15 protein-coding genes and 1 tRNA gene are annotated in these 13511 nt (G+C 68.6%); 8 read left to right on the plus strand and 8 right to left on the minus strand.

The features are described from left to right. Window positions 1–4: 4 nt before the first annotated feature. The 4 genes from MWN34_RS11320 to MWN34_RS11335 form a co-directional block, all read right to left on the minus strand. The gene (locus tag MWN34_RS11320) at window positions 5–637 is read right to left on the minus strand and encodes a hypothetical protein (RefSeq protein WP_247029285.1); all 633 of its coding nucleotides are present in this window, start codon (window positions 635–637) and stop codon (window positions 5–7) included. Further along, complete coding sequence (gene leuS, locus MWN34_RS11325) at window positions 624–3251, minus strand: leucine--tRNA ligase (protein ID WP_247029287.1); 2628 nt, start codon at window positions 3249–3251, stop codon at window positions 624–626. Before leuS ends, MWN34_RS11320 begins: the two co-directional genes overlap by 14 nt. Window positions 3252–3440: 189 nt before the next feature. Continuing rightward, window positions 3441–5192 (minus strand): sensor domain-containing diguanylate cyclase, encoded by a 1752-nt coding sequence (locus MWN34_RS11330; protein ID WP_247029289.1) that lies wholly within the window; start codon window positions 5190–5192, stop codon window positions 3441–3443. Window positions 5193–5262: 70 nt separating this feature from the next. Next, on the minus strand, window positions 5263–5667 hold the full coding sequence (locus tag MWN34_RS11335; RefSeq protein WP_247029291.1) for a VOC family protein: 405 nt from the start codon (window positions 5665–5667) through the stop codon (window positions 5263–5265). A 62-nt stretch (window positions 5668–5729) separates the two neighbouring features. Here MWN34_RS11335 and MWN34_RS11340 point away from each other — a divergent pair, with 62 nt between their 5' ends. Further along, window positions 5730–6419 carry a YggS family pyridoxal phosphate-dependent enzyme gene (locus MWN34_RS11340; RefSeq protein WP_247029293.1) on the plus strand — a complete coding sequence of 230 codons (690 nt, stop codon included), beginning with the start codon at window positions 5730–5732 and terminating at the stop codon, window positions 6417–6419. Between the two features lie 18 nt (window positions 6420–6437). On the opposite strand, the gene MWN34_RS11345 is transcribed toward MWN34_RS11340, so the two are convergent. After that, window positions 6438–7016 carry a L,D-transpeptidase family protein gene (locus tag MWN34_RS11345; protein ID WP_247029295.1) on the minus strand — a complete coding sequence of 193 codons (579 nt, stop codon included), beginning with the start codon at window positions 7014–7016 and terminating at the stop codon, window positions 6438–6440. A gap of 332 nt (window positions 7017–7348) precedes the next feature. On the opposite strand from MWN34_RS11345, the gene MWN34_RS11350 reads away from it, so the two are divergent. From MWN34_RS11350 to MWN34_RS11370, 5 genes are all read left to right on the plus strand, one after another. Next, on the plus strand, window positions 7349–8035 hold the full coding sequence (locus MWN34_RS11350) for a response regulator transcription factor (protein ID WP_247029297.1): 687 nt from the start codon (window positions 7349–7351) through the stop codon (window positions 8033–8035). Window positions 8036–8115: 80 nt separating this feature from the next. Beyond that, window positions 8116–8856: a cyclic nucleotide-binding domain-containing protein gene (locus MWN34_RS11355; protein ID WP_247029299.1), complete on the plus strand. Its 741-nt coding sequence runs from the start codon at window positions 8116–8118 to the stop codon at window positions 8854–8856. A 5-nt stretch (window positions 8857–8861) separates the two neighbouring features. Continuing rightward, on the plus strand, window positions 8862–9311 hold the full coding sequence (gene arfB / locus MWN34_RS11360; RefSeq protein WP_247029301.1) for an alternative ribosome rescue aminoacyl-tRNA hydrolase ArfB: 450 nt from the start codon (window positions 8862–8864) through the stop codon (window positions 9309–9311). A 121-nt stretch (window positions 9312–9432) separates the two neighbouring features. Beyond that, entirely contained in the window at window positions 9433–10191 is a 759-nt protein-coding gene (locus MWN34_RS11365; protein ID WP_247029303.1) for a glutamine amidotransferase, read from the plus strand. Window positions 10192–10308: 117 nt separating this feature from the next. Beyond that, window positions 10309–10800: a GNAT family acetyltransferase gene (locus tag MWN34_RS11370; RefSeq protein ID WP_247029305.1), complete on the plus strand. Its 492-nt coding sequence runs from the start codon at window positions 10309–10311 to the stop codon at window positions 10798–10800. Window positions 10801–10898: 98 nt separating this feature from the next. On the opposite strand, the gene MWN34_RS11375 is transcribed toward MWN34_RS11370, so the two are convergent. Further along, window positions 10899–11426, minus strand: a complete 528-nt coding sequence (locus tag MWN34_RS11375) for a hypothetical protein (protein WP_247029307.1) — start codon at window positions 11424–11426, stop codon at window positions 10899–10901. A 519-nt stretch (window positions 11427–11945) separates the two neighbouring features. Then, window positions 11946–12021 (minus strand) — tRNA-Ala (locus MWN34_RS11380). A gap of 212 nt (window positions 12022–12233) precedes the next feature. Here MWN34_RS11380 and MWN34_RS11385 point away from each other — a divergent pair. Together MWN34_RS11385 and MWN34_RS11390 are read left to right on the plus strand one after the other, a co-directional pair. Beyond that, a complete protein-coding gene (locus MWN34_RS11385) occupies window positions 12234–12512 on the plus strand; it encodes a YggT family protein (RefSeq protein WP_247029309.1) in 279 nt (92 codons plus the stop codon). A 10-nt stretch (window positions 12513–12522) separates the two neighbouring features. Then, window positions 12523–12855, plus strand: coding sequence for a DUF167 family protein (locus MWN34_RS11390; RefSeq protein ID WP_247029311.1), 333 nt, complete (start codon window positions 12523–12525; stop codon window positions 12853–12855). A gap of 10 nt (window positions 12856–12865) precedes the next feature. On the opposite strand, the gene MWN34_RS11395 is transcribed toward MWN34_RS11390, so the two are convergent. Further along, on the minus strand, window positions 12866–13375 hold the full coding sequence (locus MWN34_RS11395) for a GNAT family N-acetyltransferase (protein WP_247029313.1): 510 nt from the start codon (window positions 13373–13375) through the stop codon (window positions 12866–12868). Window positions 13376–13511: the final 136 nt, after the last annotated feature.

Below are 13511 nucleotides of genomic sequence, written 5' to 3' on the forward strand. Positions count from 1 at the left end.
CGGCTCAGCTCTTGGGCGGCACGGCCGGCGTGGCCGGAGCGGGAGCCGGCGGCTGCGGATTCGGATTGGTGACGAAATAGGAGGCGAGCTGGCTCTTGATGGTGTCGGCGACCACCGTGGCGGCCCGGTTCTGCGCGTCGCGGATGGCGCGGGCGCGGGCGAATCGCTGGTAGCCGCTTTCCAGCGACGCCTTGCCGAAGGCGTGCCCCGCCTTGATCGGCTTGGCGGGATCGCTACTGAACGACAACTGCCAATTGGCGTCGAGGCTCACCATCTCGACCTGCGGCAGGCCGGAAATGCTGTCGATGATGACCGGGGCGCTGCTGTCGGTCACCTGAAGCGTCAGCCGGTAGGGCGCGCCGGTCGGATTGCCGGCGCCTCCGGTGAGGCTGAAGATGAGGTCGTTGCGCACCTCGTTGCCGAGCCGGCCGGGGACGAAGACGATCTCGACATCCTGCAGCTTCTGCCGCAGATCGGTGCCGCCCGGCGTGGACTCGGCATACATCGGCTGGAAGCAGCCGGCGAGGCCGATGGCCATCAGGCCGACGGCGGCAAGGCCGAAAGACCGGCGGACGAAGGAGCGGCGGGCGGAGCGGGTGGCGCTGCAGCCCGCGGATGTGCGATCAGGCGACGACATTCACGATCCTCTGCGGAACCACGATGATACGCTTCGGCGGGCGACCGTCGAGGGCCTTCACCACCGCGTCGAGGGCGAGCACCGCGCTCTCCACCTCGGCCGGGCTCGCCGCCTTGGGCACGGTGATGTCGGCGCGGCGCTTGCCGTTGATCTGGATCGGCAGCGTGACGGTATCCTCGGCGAGCAGAGAGGGCTCGCTGGCCGGCCATTCCGCCTCTGCGACCAGGCCGTCCCCGCCGAGCACGGTCCAGCACTCCTCGGCAAGGTGCGGCACGCTGGGGGCGACCGCCCGGACCAGGAAGCGGGCGGCTTCATGCAGGGCGAAGGCGAGGTCGTCGCCGACGGTGCCGCCCCTGCGGGCGGCCACCACCGCATCGCCGAACACGTTCGCGAAGGCGTGCACCCGCGCCACGGCCACGTTGAAGCGCAACCGCTCGATGTCGTCCGCCATCTGCGCAGCGAGCTTGTGCGACGCCCGGCGCAAAGCGAGGGCGTCCTCGCCGAAGGTGCCGGGTTCGGCCGGCGCGGCCGGTCCGGCCAGCGCCACCACGTCGCCGACGAGTCGCCAGATGCGCTGCACGAAGCGCCAGGCGCCCTCGATGCCGGCGCTGGTCCATTCGCTGTCGCGCTCGGGCGGGGTGTCGGAGAGCATGAACCAGCGCGCGCAATCGACGCCATAGGTGTCGGCGACGATCTCCGGCGGGACCACGTTCTTCTTGGACTTGGACATCTTCTCCGGGGCGCCGATCGTCACCGGCTCGCCGGTGCCGACTTTCACCGGGCGGCCTTCGGCGTCCCTTTCGACCTCCTCGGGGAACAGCCACTTGCCCGCGGCGTCCTTGTAGGTCTCGTGGACGATCATGCCCTGGGTGAACAGGCCGGCGAAGGGCTCCTCCACCGAGACGCGACCGATCTTCTTCAGCGTGCGGGTGAAGAAGCGCGAATAGAGCAGGTGCAGGATCGCGTGCTCGATGCCGCCGATATACTGGTCCACCGGCAGCCAGTGGTCCGCCGCCGCCTTCTGCAGCGGGCGGGTGCCGGGCTCGGAGGCGAAGCGGGCGAAATACCAGGACGAATCCACGAAGGTGTCCATGGTGTCGGTCTCGCGCGTCGCAGGCTGGCCGCATTGCGGGCAGGCGACATGCTTCCAGCTCGGATGGCGATCGAGCGGGTTGCCGGGCGCATCGAAGGTGACGTCGTCGGGCAGGCGGACAGGGAGCTGGTCCTCGGGCACCGGCACCGGACCGCAGGCGGCGCAGTGGATGACCGGGATCGGGCAGCCCCAATAGCGCTGGCGCGAGATGCCCCAGTCGCGCAGGCGGAAATTCACCGCGCGCTCGCCCACCGGCTCATTGCCCAGCCGTTGGTCTTCGAGACGCGCGGCCACCGCCTCCTTGGCCTCGGGAATGGTGAGACCGTCGAGGAAATGGGAGTGGTAGAGCGTGCCCTCGCCGTCATAGGCGACATCGGCCACCGCGAAGCTTGCCGGATCGGCGCCCGGCGGCAGCACCACGGGCGTGACGGTGAGACCGTATTTGCGGGCGAAGTCGAGGTCGCGCTGGTCGTGCGCCGGGCAGCCGAAGATGGCGCCGGTGCCGTATTCCATCAGCACGAAATTGGCGACATAGACCGGTAGGTCCGGCCCGCCGAGCGGATGGCGGACGGTGAGGCCGGTGTCGAAGCCCATCTTCTCCTGGGTCTCGATCTCGGCGGTCGAGGTGCCGCCGCGCCGGCATTCCTCGACGAATGCCGCGAGCGCCGGATTGCCGCCCGCGAGCTGCTCGGCCATCGGGTGGCCGGGCGAAAGTGCCAGGAAGGAGGCGCCGAACAGCGTGTCCGGGCGGGTGGTGTAAACCTTGATGTCGGCGGGCGAACCCGCCGGGGCATCGGCCGGCGGGTTCGCCAGCGCGAAGCGCACATGCAGGCCCTCGGAGCGGCCGATCCAGTTGCGCTGCATCAGGCGCACCTTGTCCGGCCAGCGCTCCAGCGTGTCGAGCCCGTCCAGAAGTTCCTGCGCCAGCGCGGTGATGCGGAAGAACCACTGGTTCAGCTTGCGCCGCTCCACCAGCGCGCCGGAACGCCAGCCGCGGCCGTCGATCACCTGCTCATTGGCGAGCACGGTGTTGTCGACCGGGTCCCAGTTGACCTCGCTCTCCTTGCGGTAGACGAAGCCGTTCTTCAGGAATTCGAGGAAGATGCGCTGCTGCTCGCCGTAATAGTCCGGGTCGCAGGTCGCGATCTCGCGGGACCAGTCCAGCGAAAGGCCGAGCAGCTTGAGCTGCTCGCGCATGGTGGCGATGTTCTCGTAAGTCCAGACGCCCGGATGGGTGTTGCGCTCGATGGCGGCGTTCTCGGCCGGCAGACCGAAGGCGTCCCAGCCCATCGGGTGCAGGACGTTGAAGCCCTTCATGCGCTTGAAGCGGGCGACGACGTCGCCCATCACATAGTTGCGGCCATGCCCGATGTGGATGCGCCCCGACGGATAGGGGAACATCTCCAGCACGTAATATTTCGGCCGGGGGTCGTCATTGCGGGTGCGGAAGATGCCGCGCTCGTCCCAGACCTTCTGCCAGCGGGGTTCGGCCTCGCGGGCATTGTAGCGTTCGGTGCTCATCGGGTGTCTTCGCAAAAGCCAGTCTGAGTTCGGACGAAACACCCTTCGGCGACACGCACGGCATGGAGCCGCCCGCACCGCGCCGCAGGCGTTCGGATGCGGCCGGACTAGGCCATGAGACACGCCCCCGGGTCAACATCCGCGTGTTGGTGTGCCGGGCTGCGGATCCGGCCGCGGCCGCCGCGGCGGTCAGGAACGGGCGGCGGCGGCCCCGGCCGAGAAATTGGCGCCGCCCTCGCCCCGGTCCACCCCATGATCCTTGGTCCAGGCGTGGATGGCGTTCCGGCCCGCGGCCTTGGCGGCATAGAGCGCGCGGTCGGCCGCGATCAGCAGTTCGCCGGGCTGGCCGACCCGTTCCGCCGGCACGCCGGCATAGCCGATGCTCACCGTGAGCAGGCGGAAGGGCGAGCGGGCATGGGCGATGGCCAGATGCTCGACCGCCCGCCGCAGCCGGGACGCGATGCGCGCGGCTTCGCCTTCCCCGCTGCCCGGCAGCAGGGCGACGAACTCCTCGCCGCCGATCCGCGCGAGAACGTCGCCGGTGCGGACCTCGCGGGCGAGCGCCGCCGCTACCCGGCGCAGCGCGCTGTCGCCGGCGCTGTGGCCGTACTGGTCGTTGAATTCCTTGAAGTGGTCGATATCGATCATCAGCAGGGCGACCGGCACCGGCTCGTCCCAGCAGCCGCGCAGCGCCTCGTCGAAGGCGCGGCGGTTCGGCAGGTCGGTCAGGGGATCGCGGCTCGCCAGCGCCATCAGCTTCTGGTTGGCGCCGCGCAGCGCCGTCTCGCGCTCGGTGAGGCGCTGGGACATCTCGCCGACCGCCACCACCAGCGGCTCCAGCTCGGTGATCCGCGTGGCCGGCATGGCCGAGCCGGCCTCGGTGTCACGGCCGAATTCTGCGAGCCGGGCGGCGAGCTGTCGCACCGGCCGCACCACCAGCCGGTCGCCGGCGAGCCACAGGCCGAGGAAGATGAGCGCGCACACCGCGAGGAAGATCAGTCCGGCGCGGAGCGTCGAATCGCGCAACTCGTCGGTCAGCGCCGCCGCGCTGAGGCCGACGGCAAGGCGCATATTGCTTTCCGGCAGTCGGGTGAAACCATAGATCCGCGTCACGCCGTCCGGGCCGGGGCCCTCGAAGGTGCCGCTGGAACGCGACAGCATCTTGTCGCCGAGCGGCGTGTCGCGCAGCGAGCCGGCGCTGCCTGGGGAGGGGGCGGGCGAGCTCTCGATCAGGTTGCCCTCGGCGTCGATCATCAGCAGCGCGGCGCTGATGTCGAGGTCGGAGATCACCGTGATCGGGAACAGCATGTCGAGCTGCACGCGGGCCATGATGACGCCGTCGACATCGCCGTCCTCGTTCACCACGGGCTCGGCGACCACGATGCTCGGCGTGTTGCTCACCTGGCTGAGGGTGAGGCTGGACAGGTTCGGTATGCCCTTGAGGGCGAGCTGCATGTAGTCGCGGCCCGAAAGATCGAGTCCGGTATTGTCCGGATTGGTCGCGCAGCGCACCCGCCCGGCGGTGTCGGCGACGGCAAGGCCGGCGATCTGCGGCACGAGGTCGAGCGCCCCCTGGAGTTCCGCGCAGTGCGGGGCGGCGGCCAGCAGTGCCTGGGTGTCGAGGCTCAGCGTCTGCAGGGTGGCGCGCACCGCGGCGATGGTCTCGCGGTATTGCCCCATGCCGCGATCGGTGAGGTTGAGGGCGCGGGTCTGTTCGGCCCTGATCAGGGCGTCGCGTTGGCCGGCGATGATGCCGGCCCGCTCGACGACGAGGAAGGCGAGCCCCACCGCCACCAGGAGAACGAGCCGACCGCGCAGGCTCACGCGCCGCCGGATGGGGGCAGGCAAAAGCTGCGGATCAGGTTTCTGCTCGGCCGCGGACATCATGGGCTCGGTGCTGCCGGAACCCGGCAAGGTGACGCTCGGTTCGATAAAGGGCACGACACGCGCAACTCCGCAAGAATTCCGAGCGGCCCGTCCCTGGGGTTCGCCCGACCGTCCAGCCCTTTGGTCAAGGTGTGGCAACGGCATCGTAGCCCGACGCCGTGAAGGAGAGGAGGCAGAATCCGTTGCCGAACGGGTCGGCGAGGCCGGCGATCCGGCCCCATGCCGCGTCGACCGGCCCGCGCTCCAGAACGGCGCCGGCGGCGCGGGCGCGGACGAGGGCGGCGTCGAGGTCGTCCACCACCAGGTCGAGATGCACCGGGGTCCAGTGCCGGCCATAGTCGCGGACGGCGCCGTTCGCCGTCGCCTGCGAGCCTGAGGGCTTCACCAGCAGGTAGATGGCGGAGGAGCCGCCGAGCAGTTCGACACCCCCTTCGCCGAAGCGCCGTCCCTCGGTGAGGCCCAGCGCTTCGGTATAGAAGCGGCGCCCGGCCTCGAAATCCGGCACGTCGATATTGACAAGGAGCTGCATGGTTTCCATTCCCTGCGGACGACATGCGGGCCCCGCCCCGCCGATCCGCGAGGAAGGCTGCCATGGATGCCGACGCCGCCGAATCCGCTCAGGTGAGCGCCCATCTGGCGGAGGTCCGCACGCGGATCGCCACCGCCACCCGCGACGCCGGACGGCCTGAAGGTAGCGTGCGGCTCATCGCCGTGTCCAAGACCTTCGATGCCCCCCATATCCGCCCGGCTCTGGAGGCCGGCCAGCGGCTGTTCGGCGAGAACCGTGTGCAGGAAGCGAGGGCAAAGTGGCCGGAGCTGACGGCGGACCATTCCGATGTCGAGCTGCATTTGATCGGACCCCTCCAGACCAACAAGGTGCGCGATGCGCTCGGCCTTTTCGACGTGATCCACACGCTGGACCGCGAATCGCTTGCCGTTGCGCTCGCGAAGGAGATGGCGCGGCTCGAAGGCCGGCCGGCGCCGCGGCTGCTGGTGCAGGTGAACACCGGCGAGGAGCCGCAGAAGGCCGGCATCCCGCCGCTGGACGCCGACGCCTTCCTCGCCCGCTGCCGCGAGACGCACGGGCTCGTCATCGACGGACTGATGTGCATTCCCCCGGCGGACGAACCGGCCGCGGCGCATTTCGCGCTGCTCGCCACCATCGCCCGGCGCAACGGCCTCGCCACGCTCTCCATGGGGATGAGCGGCGACTACGAGACCGCGATCCAGCTCGGCGCCACCCATGTGCGGGTCGGCAGCGCGATCTTCGGGCATCGCTGACCGCTCGGACGACGGCGGTCAGCCCACGATGATCCGGGTGCGCGGCCCGAGACGGGTCAGCAGCCGGGCGAGGTCCGCCGGGCGGAAGGCGACGCAGCCGGCGGTCGGCTCGAATGTCGGACGAGCGATGTGCAGGAACACGGCCGAGCCGCCGCGGCCGGTGCGGGGGCGCTGGTTGTGGTCGAGAATCACCACCAGGTCGTAGAGACGGTCCGCCCGCCACATCTCCTCATGCGAGGCGCGGAAGGGCAGGCGTACCGCGCGGTTATAGCCGGGGTGGCCGGGCGCGTCGCACCAGCCGTCGTCGCGTCGCATCGCCCGTCCGGGCAGCGGGCTTGCCGGACGATGGCGCTGGTCGGGCCGCCAGCGCAGCGCGACGGGGTGCCAGACGCCGGCCGGCGTGGCGCCGTCGCCCTCCCGCTTCAGCGCCCGGATTCCGGCCGGACCGAGAGCGACGGGAAACGCGCGGCCCTCCATGAGGACCAGGCCGCGCGCGCGCTCGCCGGGTCGGCGCACCACCCGGATGTGGCCGGCCGGGGCGGCCTTCGGAGCGGGCGGGACCGGAAAGCTCTTCTTCTTTTGGCGTTTTGCGTTCACGATCACGTCACGAGGGAGGCTGGCCGGGACGGTTATGAGGGCGGCGCTTGCCGCTGGCCTTGTCGCCGTCCTACAGCATGTCGAGGTGGCTTCGCAGGATCCGCCCATAAGAACATGCACCAGCCTCTTGAATCGAGGCTCATTTTCCGCGTTCCGGCGTTTCCTTCCCGCGGAATGGACCCTAAGTCGGAGACGGGACGGAGGTGGTTCCGTCCAGGGCTGGTGTGCACGGGCGGAGCGGCAGATGCGGCGCCGGCCGCACGACACGATTGATGAGAGGTCGCCGGATGTTTCAGGCGACGCACGGTTCAAGCTACGCAGGGTTCAGGCAGATGACGAACGCGCAACGTATTCTGGTGGTCGAGGACGACAGCGAGCTGCGCGAGGCGCTGGTCGAGCAACTGGACCTGCTCGACGAGTTCGAGACGGTGGCGGTCGGCACGGCGCAGGGCGCGATCGACCAGGTCGGCGCCGGGCGGATCGACCTTGTGCTGATGGATGTGGGCCTCCCCGACATGGATGGCCGCGACGCGGTGCGTGCCATGCGCCAGGGCGGCTTCAAGGCTCCGGTCATCATGCTGACGGGCCATGATGCGGACAGCGACACCATCATGGGGCTCGAAGCGGGGGCCAACGACTATGTGGCGAAGCCCTTCCGCTTCGCCGTGCTGCTGGCCCGCATCCGCGCCCAGATGCGCTCCCACGAGGCGAGCGAGGACGCGGTCTTCACCATCGGGCCCTACACCTTCCGGCCGGGGGCCAAGATGCTGGTGACCGAGCGCAACTCCAAAATCCGGCTCACCGAGAAGGAGACGGCGATCCTGCGCTATCTCTACCGGGCCGGAAAGAAGCCGGTGGCGCGCGAAATCCTTTTGCAAGAAGTCTGGGGCTACAATTCCGGCGTGACGACCCACACGCTGGAGACGCACATCTACCGTTTGCGGCAGAAGATCGAGAAGGATCCGTCCCATCCCAATCTTCTCGCGACGGAGGCGGGCGGCTACAAGCTGTTACCTTGACGCTCGGAAACGTGATTCGCACGGCTGCGAATCACCTTGCGAGCCGCCGCGACGCATCGCCGGAGTCCGCCGTCAGCCGCATGAGCATCGAAGACGATATCCAGCTTCTGGATCGCATCAAGACGCTGAATCTGCTCGGGCGTGAGGCGCTTCGCATCATCGCCATCGGCGCCGAGGCGCGCGTGGTGAGGGGCGGCGACATCCTGTTCCGCGAGGGGCAGGATGCCGATTCCGCCTATGTGGTCGTGAGCGGCAGCTTCCAGCTGACGCGCGAGGATGCGCTGTCCGGCATGGTGCGCCGCGAGCCGGTGAGCGTGGGCCCCGGGACGCTGCTCGGCGAGATGGCGCTGATCACCGCGACCCGTCGCCCGGCCACCGCCATCGCCACCGAAATGTCGAATGTGCTGCGCATTCCCCGCAGCATCTTCATGCGCACGGTGGAGAGCTTTCCCGATGTCGCGGTGCGCATCGCCCGCGAGCTTTCGAGCCGCCTCGGCGAGACCATGACCGGACTCGATTCGGTGCGTCGGCAGCTCGAGGCGATCGAGGGACCGCCGGTCGATCTGGCCACGATCGACGTCGACGCGCTGCTGAAGCCGCCCGCACCCCGGCCGAAGGTATCCGCCGGGCCGACCCCGTCCCCCGGTGCCCCGTCCGCGCCGCCCGGTGCGGCCAATGGGGCCGCCTCCGAGGGCATTGCGCCGGAGAGGGGTGCGCCGGGCGCCGCCGGTCCGGCGAAGGGCAAGGACGCGGCTGCAACCCGTCCCTCGACAACGTCCAGCCGTGCCGGCAAGCCGGCGCCGGATGCCGGTTCGGCCTGATCGCCATGGTGCTGGCGAGGGCATCGGCGCTTGCGGTGACATCCTCGATCGCGCTCGACGAGGCGGAGATCGAGGAGAGTTTCGTGCGCGCCTCCGGCCCCGGCGGGCAGAACGTCAACAAGCTCTCGACCGCGGTGCAGCTCCGGCTCGACGTGCGCGCCTCGCCCAGCCTGCCGGAGGGGTTGAAAGCGCGGCTCGCCACCCTTGCCGGGCGGCGCATGACGCGGGACGGCGTGCTGATCATCATCGCCCAGCGCTTCCGCACGCAGGAGCAGAACCGGCAGGACGCTCGGGAGCGGCTGCTCGAGCTTCTCAAGGCAGCGGCGGTGGTGCCGGTGACGCGCCGTCCCACGCGCCCTACCCTCGGCTCCAAGATGCGCCGGCTGGAAGGCAAGGCGAAGCGTTCCGGCATCAAGCGGCTGCGCACCGACAAGCCGCGCGGCGCGGACGATTGAGCATCGGGCTGCCGTTTTTGCCGCACCGCTTTTTTGAAACGCTTGAGAACACAGCGAATCCATATTCTTATGTCTCTGCTGCGTCGCGATATGACGCAGGGCGCCTTTGCCGCGGAGAACCATGGACGCTGCCATCCTGATCGTGCTCCACCAGGAGCATTCCTCGCCCGGCCGGGTCGGGCTCAGGTTGCTGGAACGCGGTTTCCGGCTGGATGTGCGGCGCCCCTGCCTCGGCGATCCGCTGCCGGAGACGTTGGCGGCCCATGCCGGTGCGATCATCTTCGGCGGTCCGCAGAGCGCCAATGACAGCCATGACTATGTGAGGCGCGAGATCGACTGGATCGGCGTCGCGCTCAGGGAAGAAAAGCCGTTCCTCGGCATCTGCCTCGGCGCGCAGATGCTGGCGCGCCACCTCGGCGCCCGCGTCGCCCCGCATCCCGACGGGCTTGTGGAGATCGGCTATTACCCGCTACGGGCCACCAGCGCCGGCGCCGGCCTGTTCGGCGGCGCGGCGGCGCCGTGCGGTACGGCGCAGCACGGAAGCTGGCCGGATCATGTCTATCACTGGCACCGCGAAGGGTTCGAACTGCCCGCCGGCGGCGAATTGCTCGCCGAAGGCGAGACCTTTCCCAACCAGGCCTTCCGCTTCGGTCGTCGCGCTTTCGGCCTGCAGTTCCACCCCGAGGTGACGCATCACATGATGTGCCGCTGGACGGTACGCGGGCATGAGCGGCTCGATCTGCCCAATGCCCGCCCGCGTAGCGCGCATTTTCTCGATCGGCTTCAGCATGACGGACGGGTACGGCTGTGGCTCGACGCCTTCATGGACCACTGGACCGGCCGCCGCCATATCCAGCCCGCGCTCCCGGTGCCCGCCTGACAGGCAGGCCCCGCCGCAGCGGAACCGCCGGCCCCGCTGCGGGTTGACGCGCGGGCGGGTGCGGCAAGCGGGGGCACCCCGTCCGCAGCCGCGGCCGGCCCCCGTGCGGACCATTCCATGAGCTTCGTTATTCGCATGGTCTTCGCGGTGAGCGCGGTGGCGCTGATGCTCGTTGCCGCGACGCTTCTCGTCACCGTGCCGGTGCAGGTTGCCGGCTGGACCTTCGCCGGCGAGGTGCCCCCGCACGAGGCGATGCTCGACGTGGTCGGCTACCTGATCGTCGCCCTCGCACTGTTCGACGTGGCGAAATATTTCTTCGAGGAAGAAGTGCCGGCCGGCCGGGAAAAGCGCACTCCGGCCGATGCCCGCCGCGGCCTCACCAAATTCGTCTCCACCATCATCATCGCGATCTTCCTCGAAGCGCTGCTGCTCACCTTCGAAACGGCGCGCGACGACATGACCCGGATGATCTACCCGGTGATGCTGCTCGGCACGGGCTGCGCGGCGCTGCTCACGCTCGGCGCCTTCCAGCGCCTCAGCGCAGCGGCCGAGCGTGATGTCGGGCCGGCAGAGGCGGAGCGAGACAGACGCGACGCTCCGCGGATCTAGATCATTTGCGAGCGAAGTGGATACCGGTTCGCGTGAGAAAAATGCGGCCAGTCAATACGCTGGAATCATTCATCGATTCCGTGACACGATGAGTGGCTCTAGGGAGCGTCGTTCGCCGGAGGATTGGAGTTGGCCGGATCGTCCACTTCGCCGGTCCACAGATCGATCACGGCCTCATAGAGCCGATCGACGATGTCGATGGCACGGCCGGCATCTTCGAGCAGGCCCCGCAATGGCCGTTCGTGAGGAGCCCAGCGGTCGCGGATGTAGGCGGCGCCGTCGAACGGCCGCTCGGCGAAGCCGCCCTGCGTGAGGCGAGCGCGGGTTTCGACGAGTGCGCGGATTTCCGCGAGCGGCAGCGGGTTCATTCCCGGCACGGCGAGGCCGATCAGCTCCAGGTCGTCGAGCTGCCGCGCGAGATCCTGCCGGCAGCAGCGTTCCGCGAGATCGTCGCGGCCGAGCTGGCCCAGCGCCGAAACGATCAGATCGCAGATCAGCGCCTCGATGCGGTTGAAGGCGACGAGGAAGGTGCCGAGGGCCGCCTCGAAGTCGCGCCGACCGCGCGGATCGTCGGGTGGCGGCTCGTCATCGCCGCCGTCGAAAGGAGGAAACGGATGCGATGTCATCGCTTCACAATCCGGATGTGATGAACGGGTGGGGAGGTGAAGATGAAACGGAATAAACGGCAACGGGAGTCGCGTGCGCCGGATGAAAGCAAGACAGATGCCAGATTATCCGACGGCTGATCACGCGTTTACGTCGCATCGCGCAACACGTTCAAGACAATTGTCCGATTCCATCACGAAAATCCCTGCCGCAACGTGATGTGCGACAACCGTTTCAACTGCAACTGGACAGAGGCCTCACCGCACAACCGTGCGATACGGGAGCATTCATGCGGCCGTTGGCAAAATACTCGGATCGGAAATGCCAGGGGCCGCCAGCCCTGAAAAGCAGCAACGCCGTTCCGCACGAGCCACCCCGTCGGCTCCGTCGACGGGCGCTCAGAGACCCATGATGCGCAGGCCGCGACCGGAACAGGCGGTAACATCGCGAGGTTCGCGTCGCGGCTGAGTGCCTATGAGGTGGGTTCGATTTTAAAGGAAGGCAAAACGGGAGAATCGCCAGAAACATCAATGGCGATCTGGTGGAGCCGAGGGGATTTGAACCCCTGACCTCTGCAGTGCGATTGCAGCGCTCTCCCAACTGAGCTACGGCCCCGTCCAGGCCGCGCCTTGTACGTTTGTGGCGGCTCGCCTGTCAAGCGGCTTCCCGTTCTTGTGCGCGGCAAGGCGTTCCGTGCGCGTGCTCTGTGGATGATGCGGGGTTGAAGCCGGGCCAAGGGGTCATTAATCCTCATCGGGCGCCGCTTCACGGCGCAACATGCCGGCGCCGTGCCCTGCGGATGCCGGCCTCCCCGTTCGAGGATCGCGATGTATTCGGTGCTCTGGCTGATCGATACCCTTATCTCCCTCTATGTCTGGATCCTCATCGCCTCGGCCGTGCTGTCCTGGCTGATCGCCTTCAACGTGGTGAACCCCTACAACAAAGTGGTTCGCGGCCTCGGCGAGTTTCTGTGGCGGGTAACCGAACCGGTGCTCGGCCCGATCCGCCGGGTACTGCCCAATCTCGGCGGCATCGACATCTCGCCCGTCATCCTCATCATCGCGCTCTATTTCATCCGCAACCTGCTGTTCGAACTGCTGGTCTGAGGGTACGTCCATGGCGGCGGACGAGACCCTGCCGCCCTGGAGCGCGGTCGTCGGCGGGCTGACGCTGGCGGTCCGGGCGACGCCCCGCGGCGGGCGGGATGCGATCGAGGGCATTGTCGAACTGTCCGACGGACGGAGGGTCGTGAAGGCCCGCGTCGCGGTGGCGGCGGAGGACGGCAAGGCCAATGCGGCGCTGGCGAAGCTGGTCGCAAAGGCCGCCGGCGTGCCGGCTTCGGCGGTGAGCCTGACGCATGGTGCGACCGCCAGGCTCAAGATCTTTCACATCGCGGGCGACCCGGCGGCGCTGGCCGCGCGCCTTGGGGCTTTGCTCACCACGGTGTGATCGGCGCGGTTCAGCCGTGCCAGCCGAAGGCGATCTTGTCGAGCGTGCGGCCGCCGAAATTCTCCGAGGAGCGCGCGACGGCCCGACCGCCCAGCGCCCGGTAGAAGCCGACGGCAGGCTCATTATCCGCCAGCGCCCAGATGGCGAGGCCTTCGAAGCCAGCGGTGGAAAGTTCCTTGCGGGCGTCGCGGAACAGCCGGCGGCCGAAGCCGAGGCCCTGATATTCCGGCTTGAGGTACAGTTCGTAGATCTCGCCCTCGAAGGGCAGGCTGCGGGCACGGTTGCGGCCGAAATTGGCATAGCCCACCAGCGAATCGCCCAGCGTGAGCACCAGCACGCGGGAGCCCCGGCTCAGCGCCGACTGCCACCAGGCCGGACCGCGCCGCTGGATCATCTTTTCGAGGTCGGAGCCCGGGATCACGCCGCGATAGGCGCCCCGCCAAGCCGAGTCGTGGATCTCGGCCAGTTCGGCTGCATCTGCCGGGCGGGCCCGGCGGGTCTCGATCAGAAGCGTGCCCATGGCCGAATGGGAGCAAATGCGCCGCCCCGGATCAAGAGGGCAGTTCGCCCAAATGTGCATCGCGGTCGAGACGATTTCGCAGGCGCATCCTGAAAAACACAACGCCCGGCCGGAGCGATGCTCCGGCCGGGCGTTT

The organism is Ancylobacter crimeensis (genome assembly GCF_023016805.1).
GTDB lineage: Bacteria > Pseudomonadota > Alphaproteobacteria > Rhizobiales > Xanthobacteraceae > Ancylobacter > Ancylobacter crimeensis.